Origin of the sequence: Streptococcus parasanguinis (assembly GCF_901875555.1) — a bacterium.
In the GTDB taxonomy this organism is placed as follows: domain Bacteria; phylum Bacillota; class Bacilli; order Lactobacillales; family Streptococcaceae; genus Streptococcus; species Streptococcus parasanguinis_H.
This window is the reverse complement of the sequence record NZ_CABFMD010000022.1, coordinates 140,279-158,260: the sequence shown is the minus strand read 5'-3', so window position 1 is coordinate 158,260 and position 17,982 is coordinate 140,279. Positions and strand designations below refer to the sequence as shown.

The 17,982-nt window shown below is 40.2% G+C and carries 18 protein-coding genes and 1 pseudogene; 2 read left to right on the top strand and 17 right to left on the bottom strand.

What is annotated here, in order from left to right:
* Positions 1-3: 3 nt before the first annotated feature.
* The 6 genes and pseudogenes from gloA2 to JX304_RS05735 form a co-directional block, all read right to left on the bottom strand.
* On the bottom strand, positions 4-390 hold the full coding sequence (gloA2, locus tag JX304_RS05760; RefSeq protein ID WP_200772597.1) for an SMU1112c/YaeR family gloxylase I-like metalloprotein: 387 nt from the start codon (positions 388-390) through the stop codon (positions 4-6).
* Between the two features lie 61 nt (positions 391-451).
* Positions 452-1,909, bottom strand: a pseudogene (locus JX304_RS10960) (DNA translocase FtsK); the annotation flags it as partial.
* Positions 1,910-2,916: 1,007 nt separating this feature from the next.
* Positions 2,917-3,411, bottom strand: a complete 495-nt coding sequence (locus JX304_RS05750) for a hypothetical protein (RefSeq protein ID WP_205011653.1) — start codon at positions 3,409-3,411, stop codon at positions 2,917-2,919.
* 88 nt (positions 3,412-3,499) lie between these two features.
* The gene (locus tag JX304_RS05745; protein WP_205011652.1) at positions 3,500-4,420 is read right to left on the bottom strand and encodes a hypothetical protein; all 921 of its coding nucleotides are present in this window, start codon (positions 4,418-4,420) and stop codon (positions 3,500-3,502) included.
* 79 nt (positions 4,421-4,499) lie between these two features.
* Positions 4,500-5,264: a hypothetical protein gene (locus JX304_RS05740; RefSeq protein ID WP_205011651.1), complete on the bottom strand. Its 765-nt coding sequence runs from the start codon at positions 5,262-5,264 to the stop codon at positions 4,500-4,502.
* Between the two features lie 42 nt (positions 5,265-5,306).
* Positions 5,307-6,212, bottom strand: coding sequence for a hypothetical protein (locus JX304_RS05735; protein WP_205011650.1), 906 nt, complete (start codon positions 6,210-6,212; stop codon positions 5,307-5,309).
* A gap of 222 nt (positions 6,213-6,434) precedes the next feature.
* Between JX304_RS05735 and JX304_RS05730 the strand changes: the two genes are divergently transcribed.
* Positions 6,435-7,259, top strand: coding sequence for a peptidylprolyl isomerase (locus JX304_RS05730; RefSeq protein WP_205011649.1), 825 nt, complete (start codon positions 6,435-6,437; stop codon positions 7,257-7,259).
* Between the two features lie 300 nt (positions 7,260-7,559).
* Here JX304_RS05730 and JX304_RS05725 read toward each other — a convergent pair whose 3' ends face one another.
* The 8 genes from JX304_RS05725 to tmk form a co-directional block, all read right to left on the bottom strand.
* Positions 7,560-9,101, bottom strand: coding sequence for an ABC-F family ATP-binding cassette domain-containing protein (locus tag JX304_RS05725; protein WP_205011648.1), 1,542 nt, complete (start codon positions 9,099-9,101; stop codon positions 7,560-7,562).
* An 84-nt stretch (positions 9,102-9,185) separates the two neighbouring features.
* Positions 9,186-9,539: an arsenate reductase family protein gene (locus JX304_RS05720; protein WP_187540685.1), complete on the bottom strand. Its 354-nt coding sequence runs from the start codon at positions 9,537-9,539 to the stop codon at positions 9,186-9,188.
* A gap of 5 nt (positions 9,540-9,544) precedes the next feature.
* Positions 9,545-10,036, bottom strand: coding sequence for a methylated-DNA--[protein]-cysteine S-methyltransferase (locus JX304_RS05715; protein ID WP_205011647.1), 492 nt, complete (start codon positions 10,034-10,036; stop codon positions 9,545-9,547).
* Positions 10,020-10,601 (bottom strand): GNAT family N-acetyltransferase, encoded by a 582-nt coding sequence (locus tag JX304_RS05710; RefSeq protein ID WP_205011646.1) that lies wholly within the window; start codon positions 10,599-10,601, stop codon positions 10,020-10,022. Before JX304_RS05710 ends, JX304_RS05715 begins: the two co-directional genes overlap by 17 nt.
* Positions 10,602-10,618: 17 nt before the next feature.
* Positions 10,619-11,476: a 16S rRNA (cytidine(1402)-2'-O)-methyltransferase gene (gene rsmI, locus JX304_RS05705; RefSeq protein WP_205011645.1), complete on the bottom strand. Its 858-nt coding sequence runs from the start codon at positions 11,474-11,476 to the stop codon at positions 10,619-10,621.
* Between the two features lie 2 nt (positions 11,477-11,478).
* Positions 11,479-11,799 carry a DNA replication initiation control protein YabA gene (yabA, locus tag JX304_RS05700; RefSeq protein ID WP_187540340.1) on the bottom strand — a complete coding sequence of 107 codons (321 nt, stop codon included), beginning with the start codon at positions 11,797-11,799 and terminating at the stop codon, positions 11,479-11,481.
* Positions 11,800-11,808: 9 nt separating this feature from the next.
* Entirely contained in the window at positions 11,809-12,702 is an 894-nt protein-coding gene (locus tag JX304_RS05695; RefSeq protein ID WP_205011644.1) for a DNA polymerase III subunit delta', read from the bottom strand.
* Positions 12,699-13,337, bottom strand: a complete 639-nt coding sequence (gene tmk / locus JX304_RS05690) for a dTMP kinase (RefSeq protein ID WP_205011643.1) — start codon at positions 13,335-13,337, stop codon at positions 12,699-12,701. Before tmk ends, JX304_RS05695 begins: the two co-directional genes overlap by 4 nt.
* Positions 13,338-13,486: 149 nt before the next feature.
* Between tmk and JX304_RS05685 the strand changes: the two genes are divergently transcribed.
* Positions 13,487-14,374 carry a YitT family protein gene (locus JX304_RS05685; RefSeq protein WP_205011642.1) on the top strand — a complete coding sequence of 296 codons (888 nt, stop codon included), beginning with the start codon at positions 13,487-13,489 and terminating at the stop codon, positions 14,372-14,374.
* Positions 14,375-14,657: 283 nt separating this feature from the next.
* On the opposite strand, the gene JX304_RS05680 is transcribed toward JX304_RS05685, so the two are convergent.
* The 3 genes from JX304_RS05680 to JX304_RS05670 all read right to left on the bottom strand — a co-directional run bounded on the left by JX304_RS05680 (position 14,658) and on the right by JX304_RS05670 (position 17,779).
* The gene (locus JX304_RS05680) at positions 14,658-15,314 is read right to left on the bottom strand and encodes a CBS domain-containing protein (protein WP_205011641.1); all 657 of its coding nucleotides are present in this window, start codon (positions 15,312-15,314) and stop codon (positions 14,658-14,660) included.
* Positions 15,315-15,464: 150 nt separating this feature from the next.
* Positions 15,465-16,703: an MFS transporter permease gene (locus tag JX304_RS05675; RefSeq protein WP_205011640.1), complete on the bottom strand. Its 1,239-nt coding sequence runs from the start codon at positions 16,701-16,703 to the stop codon at positions 15,465-15,467.
* 209 nt (positions 16,704-16,912) lie between these two features.
* Positions 16,913-17,779, bottom strand: a complete 867-nt coding sequence (locus JX304_RS05670; RefSeq protein ID WP_205011639.1) for an Rgg/GadR/MutR family transcriptional regulator — start codon at positions 17,777-17,779, stop codon at positions 16,913-16,915.
* Between the last annotated feature and the right edge of the window lie 203 nt (positions 17,780-17,982).

The window sequence follows — 17,982 nt, the reverse complement described above, 5'->3', positions numbered from 1 at the left end:
TCCTCACTCATGTATTTCCAAGGGCAGTCCTTCTGGATCGAAGAAAAATGCCATTTTCTTGCCATCAAAGTCATCGTAGCGAAGGCCTGTGTTTGCAATACCTAGCTGATCCAATCTAGCTAGATACGCCTCCACATCCTCCACTTTAAAGGCCAGATGACGAAGCCCCGCATGCTCTGGCAAGGGGATCTTAGGTCGTTCTGGAGCCGTTGGTTTGATAAAAAGTTCTAAAGTCAATTGCCCCTGACGGAGATTGATCAAGATATCTCCGCGTTCAGGACGGTCATATTCACTGACAATCGCAAAGCCCAACTGGTCCACATAGAAATGCAACATGGCATCGCGATCCCGTCCAATGATGGCAATATGATGAATCATGTCTAACTTCATCTGGTCCTACTTTCTATTTTCTATAAAAAGAAAAGGGAGTGGGGCAAGTGCCCTCTTCCCCCTAGACTGATTGTTGCAGTACTTTCCGAGGTTTGGTTCCTTCAGCAGGACCGATCACACCGGCTGCTTCCAACTCTTCCATGAGGCGAGTCGCTCGGTTAAAGCCAACTGACAAGCGACGCTGAATCATCGACGCACTGGCTTTTTGAGTTTCAACCACGAGCGCCTTGGCCTCTTCAAAGAGAGGATCGCCTTCGTCAGAGCCACCCATGCCTCCATCAAAGTCCGATTCGGATACTTCGCCTGGATCAAAGGCATCATCATAATCGGCTTCTGCCTGCTCCTTGACAAAGTTGACAATCCGCTCCACATCATCATCTGAGATAAAGGAGCCTTGCAGACGAATCGGGTGGTTTTCATCAATCGGTTTAAAGAGCATGTCTCCGCGACCGAGCAATTTCTCTGCTCCATTTTCATCCAAGATGGTCCGTGAGTCGGTTCCGGATGATACCGCAAAAGCGACACGAGAAGGCACATTGGCCTTGATCAAACCTGAAATAACATCAACCGATGGCCGTTGGGTCGCAAGGATCATATGGATCCCGGCCGCACGCGCCTTCTGTCCCAGACGAATAATGGCATCTTCCACTTCTTTACTTGCGACCATCATCAAGTCTGCCAACTCATCGACAATGACCACAATCAATGGAAGTGGTACTTGCTTCATCTCAGACTGGGCATTGTACTCCGCAACCTTGGCATTAAAGCCAGCAATGTTGCGAGCGCCCACTTTTGAGAAGAGCTCGTAGCGATTTTCCATCTCATCGACAACCTTCTGCAGGGCCCGACTAGCCTTGCGTGGATTGGTCACCACTGGAATCAAGAGATGAGGAATATCATTATAAACAGAAAGCTCCACCATCTTTGGATCGACCATCATAAATTTGACTTCGTCCGGACGGGCCTTCATCAAGATACTCGAAATGATCCCATTAACCGCTACTGACTTACCAGATCCGGTAGAACCCGCTACCAAGAGGTGGGGCATCCGAGCCAAATCAAAGGTCCGAGCTGAACCATCTACAGCCTTCCCAAGTGGAATCTCAAGGAGTTTAGCGGGGTCTGTCTTCGACTGCTCCCACAACTCACGGAAGGAAACGGTCGCAATCTCAGAGTTGGGAACTTCAATCCCGACCAGAGACTTCCCTGGAATCGGCGCTTCGATTCGCACATCCTTGGCTGCCAAGGCTAGGGCCAAATCATCTGCAAGGTTGGAGATGCGGTTAACCCGCACACCGACAGCTGGCTTGACTTCATACTTGGTAACCGAAGGACCGATCTCAGCCCGCTCCACTGTCGCCTTGATGTTAAAGCTAGCAAAGGTTTCTTCCAAAATGCGGATATTCTGACGAACGATGTTTTTCTCTTTGGATTGATTTTTGGGCTTATCAGGCGCAAAGAGATCAATCGTTGGGAGTTTGTACTGAAGGAGTTCCTTAGGTGTGAAGTCCACCTGAACTTCCTCCCCATCGTCTTCGAATTCTTCAGCTACCGGAAGCTCTTCATATTCTTCAGGCTCTTCCGGCCATTCTTCATCTGGCAGGTAGATTTCTGGTGTTGCTGGTGCAACAATCTCAGCTTCTGGGAAGGACTCTGTAAACGGCTCTTCCGCCAACACCTCTCCCGTTTCAGGATCTACAGGGTGCCCTTCCATAGAAAGGGGAGTTGGAAGAACAGCTCTTGCTTCTTCTTGCTCTCTTTCAGCTGCAGCAGCTTCCTCAGCAGCTCTTGCTTCTTTTTCTAGGAATTTCTGTTCGCGACGCTCTTTACGTTTTTCCATAGAAGCATGGAAAGCTTCGGAGCCCTTTTCAAACAAATCATAGATGGAGTAAGGGCTCATCAAGAGGATCCCCAATCCGATAAAGAGAAGACCGATAAAATAAGAGCCAATATTTGAAAAGAGGAAGGAAATTGGAGCATAAAGAAGGGCACCGATCATACCACCACCGGCAAAACTCTCCACCCGCAGATGAATCAAGTCTGCCATGATTCTTGAAAAAGTGACCTTGATCCCATTATTGTCTAAATGAAGAGAGGATACAAAGAAGGCCTGAAACATCAGGAGAACACCAGCAAAGAAACTTAGGAATCCCGAAATAACCCCTTCGTGTTTATCCAGCCATTTAAAGGCATAGAGGTAGAAAAAGGTCGCTAAAATAGCCAAGTAAGCCAAACTCCCAACAAATAGCCGGATCAAATTGTAGGCTAAGACCCCTACTGCCCCCAATTTCAAGGCCGCAAAAATTAAGACCAGACTAATCAGAATGGTCGCAATCATGCGATGAATTGCTTTTTTTCTTTCTAATTCTGCTTTGGACAGTCGTCTTGTCGACCGTGTTTTTTTTGATTGATTATTGTTTGCCATAACCTTTATTATACCACATTTCCAAGCTAGTTCCCTAGTAAAATCATTTCCGAAAATCTAGAGCAGAAAGCAGAAAAACAGCACCGAGTGGGCACTGTTACTTATAGATTTTTCTTTGGGTGGCGGTCAATGATGGCTTGATGTTCTTTCAACGCTTGTTTTCCTTTGTCCATCAACTGATAGCCCCGAACCGTGAACTGTTGGGCTAGCTCTTCTTCTGTGAAGTGATCAGCCAAAGCTTGGTTCAAATCGGCCGCTTTCATCTTGGACAAGCCAGCGACTCCCTTCTTTTTGAGAATGGCTTTTTTCATGGTCGCATTGATGTGGTCCAATGAACCAAAAGCAGATTCAATATAGGCATAATCCTTATCTACTAAAGCCTTCAAGTGTTCCGGTGCATGAATCCCATAGGTGTACTCGAAGTACTTAGGAAACCACGTCTCTGTCGTAAAGGTTCCAAAGTTAATCCGCCACAAGAGAATAATATCCCCAGCGACCAGAACATCGTGCAGGAGCTCCATATTTCTCTTCGAAACGGGCTTTGTGTCCAACAGCCAAGCTTCCAAATCCCTCTCAGGCGAAATGTAGGGTTTCATCTCATGGTCTGCGTAAAATTTTTCTAATATCTCTGAAATAGTGGTCACCTTTTTTGTCTTTCTCTTAAAAACAAGCCTAGATAGCTCCTTACCAATCTCTTTCAAGATGAGTCCATTCTGCAAACTCTTGATAAGTCTCCAATACTTTGGTTTGCTTCTCCCCATCATTACTTTCAACTGTTTCAATCACTTCTAATTTATCTTGACCAAGTGGCGCAAACCAATGTCTCAGTAATTGATAGGATTCTTCTACCGATATTTTTTTCTTCCGAAATGCTACTACCATTTTATCTTCTTTATTAGCCTTTCCTAACTGAATAAACTTAGGGTAGTCCTTTTCAAAGTTGATACAGTCACAATACGGATAAGAGAAGATAAAGAAATCGTTTCGGTTATATACATTGCTATTATAAATGGCGTCTCCAAGTGATGTTAAGTTATGACTATTGGGATAATTGCTTTTGAGTAATTTCTCTGTCGTTTCACCCACTATTTTATTGGAATCCAAGTCCATTTTAACGGTGATTCTGTTCTTTTTTTCATATTGTTGGAGTGTCAACAATAAATATTCCTTGTCATCCTCAATCACTATATTTCCTTGAAATAACAAATAAAAGTTTTTATCATAATTCTTAACAACTTGGTAAAGATCAACCTTTTCAGGTTTCTTATCTAGATAATCTAAATCATAAACAATCGCATGCCAAGTCCAACCTTTTTTGGGTTCCTCGTCTATTCCTTCATTACTTGCAGTCCGTGTTCCTAAAACTAAATAACGATCACCAATTGATGCCCATCCATTAAGGGAAGTGAAATCTTCAGAGCCTCGAAAGGAAATTATTCGTTTCTCTTCATCTAGATAGTGTAATTCTTTAATCGATCCTGCATCATACTTTTCCCATTTAATTTTATGTTCATTCTTTTGAAGGTCTATACTTTTCTGATAGACAATCATTGAGATAGATAGAATCGATACTAGAAGCAAAGCTACAATTTTCCATTTTTTCATTTTAACATCCTTTTTTTCCACCGAGACAGTCCTGTTAGTTCATCCCAAGCTCCCTTGATCCCTATTTCGATTATCGAATTTACAGATGATTTTCTTCATCCTCCAAATATTGTTTAGCCTTTCGAACGATATAGAGCGATTCATCTTCTGAGACTAACTTGCGAAAGAGCTCACTTGCTCTATCTGTATCTCCTTTAAGATTAGCATTCAAGGCTTGGTAGTAGATCATTTCCAACTGTTGGTACTTGAAGTCATTGCTTAAGCCTTCGAAATAATCATTGCTTTGGTGCGCAATGGTTAAATCATAAAGAGCGAGACAGACCTCTTTTGTTTTCTCAGCCAATGTTGGGTCTGTTATGGTCAATTCATTCAACCTACCCTCCAGTTCTTCTCTAGTCAAATCAGGATCTGTAAGGACGATTGATCTCATTAGATAACTCTCAAAAAAGTTCTTATATTTCTGCGGTAGTTCCTTCTGACTAAGTGCCTCCCTAGCTTCCTTTATGACAGCATCGAAATCTCCCATCATAAAAGAATAGGCGACCGTTGTTAGCTTCATATCTATCTGTAAAATGGGCTTTTTCACATTCTTGTTCAACTGAAGGTATTGCTGCCAAAAAGCTAAATCTAAGTCTACATGAAGCAAGGTGCTGCACTTGTTGGTATAACTCTTCTTGAGCCATTGGATGAATAGAAATAAGGCAGCAAGAACCAAAAAGAGGGCAGTAGTCTGAAGAAGAGTATCTCTGACCACGAAGCCAATGCAAATAATGAGAAGCATTGCCAACAAGCCAGCAGATCTAATATAGAGTCTATAGTTTTTGCGCATTTGACAATAATTCATACACATCACTCTTTTCTATTCCTGTTTTCAATGTGGCTAGATTCAATCCTGTAATTCGCCACCTTTTCCATTGTAGTATTGTTTAAACTCTTCATAAGAATGGATTTCATGCTCCTGTCCATCTTTTGAGTAGTAAGCATCTATCTTTACTCCAGAGATTCGATCTTGACCAGTAGGAGCAAACCAGTGAAGTAGTTGATCAAAATACTCCGCATTAGAAATAGAGTCTTGACGTGGGTATAAAGTATAACCTTCCTTTGAAAGTTTTTCTTTCAATTCAGGATGTTCTTTAAAAATATTTAGATTTACGATATTTTTATCTCTATACCCATTAAGCTCTATTCTTGACCCAATACGATACCCTGAATTTTTCACTACCAAACCACCTAAATTAGTATAGGAAGTAAGGATTGCGTCAATAGTTGTCACTTCTGTATCTATACTTTCGGGTTCAATATATTTATGATGATCTATATCATAAAATAATTCATATGATTTTTCTGAATTCTTTGACTCATTATAGCGCAACCATACAAGACTTTGACCTTTATTATTTATTACATCAAAATTTTTTGAATAAGCCTTTGGAAATTCTTTTTGAATATTTTTTATGAAATCAACTTTCGTTTCTGCCATATCTCTGCTTATATCATAGTATCGAAATCCAGTGTACTCTTTCTGTATCTTGTTTTGATCTTGTTTTTCATTATAATTAAAACTGACTAAATAACGATTCCCTACAAAATAAAAATCTTTAGCTAGAATATACTCGTTATGATCGCCCCAGTATGAAACATTCTTAATATTCCCTGACTCTACATATTTTGAAGCAGGTTCAGTTTTCTTGTGCTGATTCGATTTAGGATGAACCAATACGAATACACACCCTAAAATAAGTAGCAAACTTAATAGCATCCCTGCCATTTTACTCTTTAAACATTTTTTCATTCTTTTCCTCTACAAAACTAATCGTTTCTTTCATAAACTAAACAACTTATCTCCCATCATACCCGATTTCATCCCTATATGCAACTTCCTTCTTAATTAGTGATTTATCAAGCGTTGTCAATCTTTAACCAATTCTAGTGAATAGAGATTTCCATCTAAATTTGAAAGTATCGCAAAATTAAGGTACAATAGAGGAAGACAACGATGTTGGAAAGGAAGAATATGAAAAAATTAATCGCCCTACTATTATTTTCTGGCTTGGCTTTGACAGCTTGTTCGTCCAATAAGACAGACGCTAGCTCTTCAAGCTCAAGCAAAGAAAAGACCGAGCAGACATCAACTTCTAGCTCTAGTGAAAAAGATCAAAAGAAATTAGAACAACTGCGCAAAGATTTTAACGATGCCATGACAAATGAAAATGCGGTCTTCCCACAACTATCAACTGACGTGGCTGAAGACGAAGCAGAGGTTAAAATCACGACAACTGAAGGGGATATTACTGTGAAGCTCTTCCCTAAATATGCCCCACTTGCAGTTGAGAACTTCTTGACCCATGCAAAAGAAGGTTACTACAATGGCTTACTTTTCCATCGTGTCATTAACAACTTTATGATCCAAACGGGTGACCCTAAAGGAGACGGTACGGGTGGCGAATCCATCTGGAAGGGCAAAGACAAATCTAAAGATTCAGGTACTGGTTTTGAGAATGAGTATTCTCCATACCTTTACAATCTTCGTGGAGCCCTTGCCATGGCCAATTCTGGTCCAAATACCAACGGTAGTCAATTCTATATCAACCAAAATAAGGAAGATATTTCTAGCAAGCTCCCGACTGACCGCTTCCCAGCTAAGATCATCGATGCTTATAAAAATGGTGGAAATCCAACCCTTGATGGTGGCAACTACACTGTCTTTGGCCAAGTGATCGATGGCATGGATGTAGTTGATAAAATCGCAGCTGTTGAAACCGATGATAAGGACAAACCAAAAACAGATATCAAGATTGAAAAAATCGAGATCTTAAAAGACTATAATTTCAAAAAATAACAAAAGAGAACCGCGCGGTTCTCTTTTTAGATTCTTCTTAAAAACTTTCCTTAGGTGAGTACGGACGTCAGCGAACTTCTAAGAAGTTCCATGACTAATTATTGAGCCTAAGGTCTCAATAATTCCGTGTGCCTGAAACAAATCGGTTTCAGACACTTTTCTCACGGCGGAAAGTTTCGGTCATTACTCGACTAAATTTAAAAATAGAATCATTTTGATTTTTTGAATTACTTGTGCCGCTTTATGTAAACAACAAAATTTCTTCATTCTAAAAAGCGAGACAAGTTTCTCTTTTTGTGTTTACGTTAATTCATTAAAGTCCCAGATTTGATCCATCCAGCCTTCATAGAAGTCTGGCTCGTGGCAAACCATGAGGATCGATCCCTTGTATTCTTTCAGGGCCCGTTTCAATTCATCTTTAGCATCCACATCCAAGTGGTTGGTCGGCTCGTCTAGTACCAAGACATTGTTTTCACGGTTCATCAAGAGACAGAAACGTACTTTGGCTTGCTCTCCACCGGATAAGACCTGGATTTGGCTCTCAATATGCTTGGTGGTCAAGCCACAGCGGGCAAGGGCTGCACGAACCTCTGCTTGGTTGAGAGCTGGAAAGGCATTCCATACTGCTTCAAGCGGTGTCTGACGATTGCCTCCTGCAACCTCTTGCTCGAAATAGCCAAGTTCTAGGTAATCTCCACGTTCTACTTCTCCAGCGATCGGTTGGATGATTCCTAAAAGACTCTTCAAGAGAGTGGTTTTCCCGATCCCGTTGGCACCAATGATGGCTACTTTTTGATTGCGCTCAAACGTTAGGTTCAAAGGCTTGGTCAAAGGACGGTCATACCCAATCTGGAGCTCCTTTGCCTGGAAGATAAAGCGTCCTGGAGTCCGGGCATTTTTGAATTCAAAGGAGGGTTTTGGTTTCTCACTTTGCAGTTCAATGAGTTCCATCTTGTCCAGCTTCTTCTGACGAGACATAGCCATATTCCGAGTAGCCACACGTGCCTTATTACGGGCTACGAAATCTTTCAAATCAGCAATCTCCTTTTGCTGACGCTCATAAGCCGCTTCTAATTGCGACTTCTTCATTTCATAGACTTCAAGGAATTGGTAATAGTCTCCTGAATAGCGGGTTAACTGCTGATTTTCCACATGGTAGACGATGTTGATCACATCGTTCAAGAAAGGAATATCGTGGGAAATGAGGACAAAGGCATTTTCATAATTTTGCAAATAGCGCTTGAGCCAATCAATGTGCTCTGCATCCAAGTAGTTGGTCGGCTCGTCTAGTAGCAAGATATCAGGTTTTTCTAGTAAGAGTTTGGCCAAGAGGACCTTGGTCCGTTGCCCACCTGACAAGGAGGTCACATCCGTCTCCATCCCAAAATCCATGACCCCAAGAGCGCGCGCCACTTCATCAATCTTGGCATCCAAGGTATAAAAATCACGACTTTCTAGACGCTCTTGGAGTTCTCCTACCTCTTCCATGAGAGCATCGACATCAGCTCCGTCTTCTGCCATGGCCATATAGAGGTCATTGATCCGAGCTTCTGCTGTGAACAACTCATCAAAAGCTGTCCGCAAGACATCGCGCACCGTTTGTCCTTCTTTTAGGACAGCGTGTTGGTCTAGGTAACCAGCGGTCACATACTTAGACCACTCGACCTTTCCTTCGTCTGGTTGCATTTTACCAGTTACGATGCTCATAAAGGTCGATTTTCCTTCACCATTGGCCCCGACCAGACCGATATGCTCTCCCTTTAACAAACGGAAGGACACATCCTCAAAAATCGCACGATCCCCAAAACCGTGGCTCAAATTTTTCACTTCTAAAATACTCATGCTTGACTCTCTTTCATTGATTTCACTCGTATGATTATATCATCTTCAACTCAAAATGAAAAGGGAGTCCAACTCCCTTTTCTTTTACAAATCTAAGTCTGCGTATGGTTTCCGGTAGCCTACTTGAACCACTTTTCCGTCTTTGACAAGTAGGGGGCGCTTGATCAGCATACCGTCGCTAGCCAAAAGATCCGCTGCTTCTTTCACTGTCAGTTGATCCACCTTATCTTTCAAACCGAGTTCCCGATATTTTATCCCGCTAGTATTAAAGAAAGACTTGATTGGCAGTCCAGATGCTTTGATCCAGTCTTGCAATTCTTTGCTAGTCGGTGTTTCTGTAACAATATTTTGGCTTTGAAACTCACATTGGAGACCGTCCAATTCTGATTTAGCCTTTCGACAAGTCGAACATTTTGGGTATTCAATAAAGGTATACATCGATTTCATTTCTCCTTCCAGGTAATTCCTTCGTGTTGTAAGAGCCAGCGTTTACGATCGAGTCCAGACGCATAGCCTGTCAATTCTCCATTTTTTCCCATCACACGGTGACAAGGGACTAAAATTGTCAAGGGATTGCGTCCAACAGCTTGTCCCACTGCTTGGGCTGAGCCACAAGAAAGATCCTGGGCAAGCTGCCCATAGGTCTTGGTCTCACCATAGGGAATCTCTCGCAATAACTGCCATACCCGCTCTTGAAAGGCTGTCCCTTGCGGCGCTAGTGGAAAGCTGATGGCAATCGGATCCCCAGCAAAATAATGGTCCAACCACTCCTTCACCTTCTCATGGTAGGGATGGAACTGCTCCAGCGCCCCAAAAGGATCAGGCGCATCTTCTTTCGGATCATAAAAATCAAGTTCTACAAGGCCTTCTTTACTGACAATGATCGAAAGAAGTCCCATAGGGCTTTCATAGAACTGTTTAAGATAAAGAGTCATTGGAGGCTGCTTCTGCTCTTTGGTCCCAGCGGTCCTCTTCTGATACCACTTGGAATAGACTAGTTTCTGCTTTTCGTTTGATCTTTTGATAAGCCAGACGGACGCCATCAATTGGGACCTTTCCACAATAATGATAGCCTAATTTTTCAAGCAAATGTTGCATGACCAGATTATCCGGATGCGTATCGCAACGGAAATCAGGCCCTTTTTCTCCTTCGATCAAGCCTTGAAGGAAGGTCTGAGCCACCCCTTTGCCAGCAGCTTCTTTGGCCACAGCGACGCGGTGAAAGGTAACATACATATAGTTGTCATGCTCCCACTTGCCATCGTAAATCTCATTATAGGCTGCTTCATTTCCCTTGTGGACGGCTGCATAGGCAACGATTTCCTGATCTTCAACAGCCACATAACCACGACTTTCTAGAATATCCTCAAAAATGATCTCTTCATCTGGATAACCATCCTGCCACTGATCGACCTGTCTTTGCGCTAGGTTTTCCTTAGCATCTTGGATGATTTCCATAATTCGCTGGATCTCATTTGGATAAGCCATTCTAATTTCCATCCTGCACCTGTCCTTTCCTATTCTTGGTGGTACTGAGCATAGAGCTCACTCTTTTGTAGGCCATATTGTTTGGCGACCTGTTTAATGGCTTGATTTTTCTTCATGCCGTCTTTGACCAAAGCATCGATCTCTTGGATTAAGTCTACCTCTTCTAGATCTAGATCTTCTTCCTTGGCTCCTTCGACGATCAAGAGGCACTCACCTTTGAGGGGATTTTCTTCAAGAAATGCGACTAACTCTGAAATGCTGCCGCGAGTATATTCTTCGTAGATCTTGGTCAATTCACGAACCAAGACAACCAGACGATCCCCATAGACAGCCAACATATTCTCTAAGGTCGCCTTCACCCGATGAGGCGACTCATAAAAAATCTGCGTCTCCGGATAGGCCACTTTTTCTTGGAAAAAGGCTTTTTGTTGCCCTTCTTTGCGAGGTAGAAATCCATAAAAAATATGGGGTTGTGGTGCTAGGCCACTGGCAATCAAGCCTGTAATCCCTGCACTTGGACCAGGAACAGCTACGACAGGAATCTCGCGTTCAATCGCTGCCTTAACCAAATCATGACCAGGATCAGAGATACTAGGGAGTCCTGCATCTGAGACCTGTGCCAAATCTTTTCCAGATTCTAAATGGGCGATTAGATCTGGAATTTTCTCCTGGGCATTATGCTCATGAAAGCTAGTCTGGGGTGTCCTAATCTCAAAATGCTTGAGCAAGAGGCCTGTATTTCTGGTATCCTCAGCTGCGATCAAGTCCACATCCTTTAAGGTTTGGACCATGCGGTAACTCATATCCTCGCGATTGCCGATCGGTGTTGGGACCAGGTAAAGCACCCCTGTTTTCTTTTCCCCTTTAAAACTTCGTTGGATCTGCATGCTTACTCCCTAAATAACAACTCGTCACAAAACATACACTCTTCATCGTTCTCACGACGTTGGCCGTAGGAATAAGTACAAATGTGAAAACCATCATTGTATATGCGTTGCAAATTTTCACGACCATGGTGTTGAGATTTAGCCGATGAAGTCTTTTCTACTTCTCCCAAGCGCTCTCTCAATTTGTCATTTTCTAGACGAAGAGCTGTATTTTCTTCGATCACTTCTTTTAAATTTTTCTTGATAGCTTCGACCTCAGCCAAGGTGACCAGCAAATTCTGTGAAAAGCCGTCTAAAGCATCAAATAATTCTTTTTTATTCATTCTGTCTCCTTAACTTTCTAAGCTCAAAACCATATATTCCAGAGCATTTTGGAACGAAACATTGGCCTTCCACATGGTGCGAGCAAGACTCAATTTTTCCAGCAGCTGCTGGGATCTTCTCAAGCGCAACTGCTCTTCTAAAGCCAACTCCATCAATCGAAAGGACTGGCTTTGTTTTTCCTTATCATCTGCCAAGCTCACTAGGCGGGTCACTTCCAAATAAGCACGATTGCGACTAGATTGGCAACGGTCTATGAACTGCTCGCAAACTTTTGCCAATTCAAAAAATAAGGCATTCTTTTTTTGTAGTTCTGCCTCTTCAAGACTAAAACTAAATCGAGCCACCAACCTTGCTTGCGATTTGACCAAACCTTCTTTTTCCAAAAGCTCTGTCAAATAGGCTTGATTTTTTGGAAAATGGACCTGCTGGGCCCGACTCTTGATGGTGGGGAGGATTAGATTTTCATCAGCGGTCAACAAAAAGAGATAGATCTCACTCTGAGGTTCTTCCATAACTTTCAGGAGGGAATTGGCCGCATTAGTATGCATCTTGTCCGCATCTTGGACAATAAAGACCTGCCGACTTCCTTCAAACCCGGATTGAGAAAAGTCTTGAACCAACGAGCGAATACGATCAGTCTTTATGATCTGGTTGACTGGACGCACGATCTTCACGTCTGAGAATTCTTCTTCAGCAATCAAGCGACAGGATCGACATTTGCCACAAGGCCAGACTCCTTGCAAATCTTCGCAAAACTGACTTTGAGCTAGCAAGAGAGCCATCTCAAAACTAGCAAAAGAGCCTGTAAAGAGATAGGCATGGCTAAGATGTCCATTCTCTAAGATATGGGTGAAGCGCTCCACCAATTCTGGCTGGAGCTGTTGGATCTCTCCTAGATTCATTTCAATGTCCCCAAGCGATTTTCTAAAACAGCCAAGACATCCGTAAAGACTGCTTCAAAGGATTGACTGGCATCGATTTTCACAATGCGCTCTGGTTCCTTTTCATACAAGGCCAAATAACCTTGTCTGACTTTTTGGTGAAGTTCCAATCCTTCCAAATCCAAACGATTGACTTCCCGCTCTTGGTTTTTCGCAATTCGTGCAAGCCCTTCTTCGACATCCAGATCAAAGTAAAGGGTTAGGTCTGGCTTCAGACCATCTGTCGCGAATTGATTGAGCCATTCGATGTCTTCCACACTCAGACCGCGACCATACCCTTGATAAGCCACCGAGCTGTCAATAAAGCGGTCCATCAAGACAACCTTCCCAGCTGCAAGAGCTGGCAAGACACGTTCCACCAAATGCTGCCGGCGACTAGCAATATAGAGCAACAACTCGGTCTTGGCATCCATACTAGTATGGTCTGGATCCAGAATGACTTGGCGGATCTTTTCGGCAATGTCGACACCACCTGGTTCACGGGTTGTAATGAAAGGAATTCCTTTTTCTTCAAGTAGAGGTAAAATGGCTTCTAGGACCGATGATTTTCCCGCTCCTTCTGGACCTTCAAATGAAATTAATGTACCGTTTACCATAGTATCCTCTTTCTGTTTTTCTTCTTTTTATTTTACCAAAAATAAGGGTAAAAATCTTGTATTTTAGGAGAGAAAATTTTTCAAAGTCATTTTCATTTTTTCACTTTTTTGTTACAATGATCTTATAAAGTTTTAGGAGACAACCTATCATGTTTAAATTTAAAGATATTCTGGCTATCATTTTTGGGGCCGGCATTTTTTCGTTTGGGATCTATTTTTTGGTCATTCCCTTTCACTTCTATGAAGGAGGAGCAACAGGGATTACCTTGATCACCTACTACCTCTTCAAAATCCCTGTATCCATCATGAACTTGCTGATCAATATCCCTCTCTTCGTTTTAGCTTGGAAGCTGCTGGGCAAGAAATCTCTTTATCTGAGCTTGCTGGGGACCTTTTCGGTTTCGGCTTGGATGGCTATTTTTGAAGCTATGCCCCTCAGCCACCGCTACCATCATTTCATCTTTGACGCCTTTAAAGGAGATATTCTGCTTGCCTGTATCACCTCAGGGGTTGTCCTTGGTTTGGGGCTAGGGATCATCTTCAATGCTGGAGGAACCACTGGAGGAACAGATATCCTCGCTCGCATCTTTAATAAATACACTTCCCTCAGTATGGGAAAACTCATGTTGATTGTAGATGCCATTGTTCTGACAACTGTTGTCGTAGTCTTCCAAGATGTCCGTACCGCCATGTATACTCTCTTCTTCATCCTGATTGACACCCTTGTGATCGACTTGATTGGAGAAGGTGGTTTCGCTGGAAAAGGCTTCCTCATCGTTACAGCTAAACCAGAAGAGATTGCCCAAAAGGTATCTGACGATCTGGGGCGCGGGATTACCTTTATCCGTGGGATGGGCTATTACAGCCGTAAGGACCTGGATATCGTCTACTGTGTCGTTTCGCGGAATGAGATGAAACAAATGAAAGACATCATCAATCGTATTGATCCATTCGCCTTTATCACGATTTCCGAAGCCCATGAAATTCTCGGCGAAGGCTTCACTTTAGATAAAGAAAAACAACCCATTACCCGTTAATAAAAAAAAGGCTAGATTTTCATCTAGCTTTGTTTTTCTATTTATGATTTTCCTTAGGTGAGTACGGACGTCAGCGAACTTTTACAAAGTTCCATGACTAATTTTTGAGCCTAATGTCTCAAGAATTCCGAAAGCATGAAACAAGTATGTTTCATGCTATTTTCTCACGGCGGAAAATCTTAGAATACACGTGGTAATTAATAAAATCATAAATATTTTTATAGAATTTATTAGATTACTTTATACAAAACCAGACTGGATGTTCATCCAGCCTGATTTTTTATTAAATAGCTTTTGCGCTAGTTCGAATGATTTCATCGACTTTCAAACCGTTGGCTTCAAATTTAGTACGGATTCCTTCTAGATCTGTCACCCCATCAATTTGAACTTCGATGACGACACGATCGTCTTTGGTTGGGATATTGACTGTATTGGCGATGTTATACCCTTCTTCTACAATCAAGTGAATGATTTGTTCTAGAACGCCAACCTTATCTTCTGTCACAAAGCGAACACGGACTCCTTCTTCTCCATAACCGGAAACTTCAAGGAAGGCACGGAAAATATCACGATCCGTGATGACACCGGATACTTGCTCATTGTCCACGACTGGAAGAATTCCCACCTTGTTCTTATACATGAGGTAGGTCGCATCTTCTAGACTTGCAAATTTTGAGACAGTAATGACATCACGAAGCATGACATCTTTGACCTTGGTCTTGTTCAAGAGATAGTTCATTTCAAAAATAGACAAGCTGGTTGCTTTAGATGGACTGGCTTCTGCAATCGTACCTTCTGTCACCAAGCCGACCAATTTGTCATTTTCAATAACCGGCAAACGGTGCAAACCTTGTTCGCGCATCAAATCTGCCGCATGGGCAATTGTAGTATCTGGACTAATGTAAACCACTTTACGTGTCATAAAATCTTTAACAGCCATAACAAGTTCTCCTATGCTTTTACTAGTTTTATTATACTTGATTTTAAGAATGATTTCAAACGCTTTCAGCAGTTTTCTCTTGTTTTCAAAATTTAGAAAAATCAAACACACGTACCTTTTTATTCAACATTTAAATCTTGCAAACTAATCTTAGTCACTAGTAACCGATTTATTAGAAAATAAGGAAAGTACAAATACCACAATAGATAATAATAAGAATGCACCCCAAGCAAACTGAAAGTTCCAAATGGATAAACTTGTAAACAAAATAGTTGCTAATGGCATTGATAATACTGATATAACCTTAAAAAAACTACTAGTTTGTGCAAGAATTTCCGGTGGAAGTTTTGCCATTAATAGACTATTTAATTTGGGATTTACCTTACTGCTAAGATACATCATGAATGCCAACACACTAAAGGAAATAATTTCCAAACCATTTATCCAACCACATATTCCTATTAAAATTAATAATCCACTATCTATTTGAAGTATTTTAATAAGTGAAAGCTTAGAAAAATAATCATTAGGGGTCATTCCACCAATTAGGGCTGAAACAAATAATATTGTTTGAAGTAAAAACACCGACTGAGCAAAAGATAAACCAAAGGGAGTTATTTCTGTAAATTTCAAATTGTACATTATTAAAATAGCACCGCCTAGCGAATTTAATCCTAAAATTGAAAAAATCATTAGACCAAAACGTACTTTCTCTTGATATTTAAATATACTTTTACTATTTTTGTAAAGGTTCTTAATTTGGGAGATAAACCCATTTTCTGGTGAATAATTAACTTCTGGATGTGTCAATTGTCTTTGAATTTTAAGCAACACCATCGATGATAATAAGAAACTTATAGCATTTATTGTAGCTAAAAAGAAGAAATTATTATGAGAAATCGTTAGTAACCAAACACCCAAAGTTTGACCAGAAATCAAAGTTATTTGACTAATTACTTGATCAAAAGAGTATGCTTCCATCAGTTCTTCTTCAGGAATGTGGGACTGAAACATAGGTAACACTAGGCCTCTTCTGTACTCTGCAATACAATCTGATAGGATGTTAATGAAACATACAATTGAGAAAACTAGCCATGAATTTTCTTTCGATAAGAACGCAACTATAATAAATAATACTGCTTGTATATATCCTAATAATAGCAACCACAATTTCTTATTCTTTGTTTTGTCAGCCTGCATTGCAATAAAAAGAGCAAAAATCGTTGGAATATATTGTATAAAACTCGCTACACCAACTGCCAATTTACTATTCGCCATACTTGCTGCAAAAACCACAAAAACAAGATTATAAATAGTTGACCCTAAATCATCAAAGAAACTAGACAACACTAGATTCCTAAAAAATATATTTCTAAAAAAGACTTTCATCTGCAATACCTTCCTAGTAGATACTTAATAGACATGACTTAAATTCTAATAAAAATATTTATTATTAGAATTATTTTATTCTTCTATATGAATTAACAAAATATCGAAGAATTTAATTGTTATATCTAAATATAGTTTACTACTAAATTTTAAATATTTAACAGAGTTTCAAATATGAAATATCCTATCTCATACATCTAATCTTTTTCCTAATTTATATGTATCCCAAACTGGTCCAATTTTACCTCTAAAATATTAATCAGTTGACTATCACCAACAACTCGAAGAGACTCTATAAATTGTTTAATTTCCTTTTTAGAATTTTTTGACTTTAAATAACCATTTACTAATTTTAAAAATTTTAACAACATGATTTCTAGCATATCATATGGGAAAAGAAGTTTTTCTAGCTCGAGTATAAACAATGGAACTTGAGTATCAATTTTTCTTAAAATTAATTCGCCAATTAAATTTATGTACGTTAATTTTAAAGAACTTAAATTGTGTTTAAGAAAATTATAATCTTTAGTCCTTTCCGCAAGCTGATCTCCAAAAAATAATAGATCTTCATCTGAAATTAAAGTCATTGTATTTCCAAATACATATAATTCAAACCATGTCCAAGATTCAATTGAAAATAGATAATCTACCAATACTTTTTTATCTTCAATATTTATTTCATAGTTTTGGTCTAATGAATGTATCGCGTTTTCAATAATGAATGACTGAATTCTTTGATAACGATCCGTCTCTTCACTCTGTAATACTTCGGTTAATAGATACTCTAATCCTTTAATATCCTGTTTCAAAAATAAAGTGGATATCTTCTTACCTAAAATAATATCTTTAGGTAATTCATAATTATTTAATTTATGGCCAAACTCTTCAAAAGTCATGTGGATTGATTCTATCGCTATTAATAATTTATCAGCACTTAACATCGTTTGCCCATTTTCAAATTTAGACAATTGTGCTATGCTTAATCCTTTTCTAGCAACATCCTTTTGTTTTAAGCCTCTGGCAATTCTTAGTTCCTTATATAATTCACCCAATTGAACTTTACGATCTATGCGCATATCTTATAATCCATTTCAGTCATTAGTAATTACGTTTATTTTACCAAATTAATAAAGGAAATTATATATTTTAAATTATTTTACTAAGAAAAAATCTCAGCCAGTAAAAATGAAAAAAGAAAGGTCTCCAGGACCTTTCTTTTGAATATTGTAAAACTATCTTTCCTATAATATAAGATTAATAATTCTTCATAATAGAAATT

Bases quoted from the DNA above. Each gene is read 5' to 3' on its own strand.
- gloA2 (WP_200772597.1), bottom strand. From the start codon at position 390: ATGAAGTTAGACATGATTCATCATATTGCCATCATTGGACGGGATCGC.
- JX304_RS05750 (WP_205011653.1), bottom strand. From the start codon at position 3,411: ATGAAACCCTACATTTCGCCTGAGAGGGATTTGGAAGCTTGGCTGTTG.
- JX304_RS05745 (WP_205011652.1), bottom strand. From the start codon at position 4,420: ATGAAAAAATGGAAAATTGTAGCTTTGCTTCTAGTATCGATTCTATCT.
- JX304_RS05740 (WP_205011651.1), bottom strand. From the start codon at position 5,264: ATGAATTATTGTCAAATGCGCAAAAACTATAGACTCTATATTAGATCT.
- JX304_RS05735 (WP_205011650.1), bottom strand. From the start codon at position 6,212: ATGAAAAAATGTTTAAAGAGTAAAATGGCAGGGATGCTATTAAGTTTG.
- JX304_RS05730 (WP_205011649.1), top strand. From the start codon at position 6,435: ATGAAAAAATTAATCGCCCTACTATTATTTTCTGGCTTGGCTTTGACA.
- JX304_RS05725 (WP_205011648.1), bottom strand. From the start codon at position 9,101: ATGAGTATTTTAGAAGTGAAAAATTTGAGCCACGGTTTTGGGGATCGT.
- JX304_RS05720 (WP_187540685.1), bottom strand. From the start codon at position 9,539: ATGTATACCTTTATTGAATACCCAAAATGTTCGACTTGTCGAAAGGCT.
- JX304_RS05715 (WP_205011647.1), bottom strand. From the start codon at position 10,036: ATGACTCTTTATCTTAAACAGTTCTATGAAAGCCCTATGGGACTTCTT.
- JX304_RS05710 (WP_205011646.1), bottom strand. From the start codon at position 10,601: ATGGAAATTAGAATGGCTTATCCAAATGAGATCCAGCGAATTATGGAA.
- rsmI (WP_205011645.1), bottom strand. From the start codon at position 11,476: ATGCAGATCCAACGAAGTTTTAAAGGGGAAAAGAAAACAGGGGTGCTT.
- yabA (WP_187540340.1), bottom strand. From the start codon at position 11,799: ATGAATAAAAAAGAATTATTTGATGCTTTAGACGGCTTTTCACAGAAT.
- JX304_RS05695 (WP_205011644.1), bottom strand. From the start codon at position 12,702: ATGAATCTAGGAGAGATCCAACAGCTCCAGCCAGAATTGGTGGAGCGC.
- tmk (WP_205011643.1), bottom strand. From the start codon at position 13,337: ATGGTAAACGGTACATTAATTTCATTTGAAGGTCCAGAAGGAGCGGGA.
- JX304_RS05685 (WP_205011642.1), top strand. From the start codon at position 13,487: ATGTTTAAATTTAAAGATATTCTGGCTATCATTTTTGGGGCCGGCATT.
- JX304_RS05680 (WP_205011641.1), bottom strand. From the start codon at position 15,314: ATGGCTGTTAAAGATTTTATGACACGTAAAGTGGTTTACATTAGTCCA.
- JX304_RS05675 (WP_205011640.1), bottom strand. From the start codon at position 16,703: ATGAAAGTCTTTTTTAGAAATATATTTTTTAGGAATCTAGTGTTGTCT.
- JX304_RS05670 (WP_205011639.1), bottom strand. From the start codon at position 17,779: ATGCGCATAGATCGTAAAGTTCAATTGGGTGAATTATATAAGGAACTA.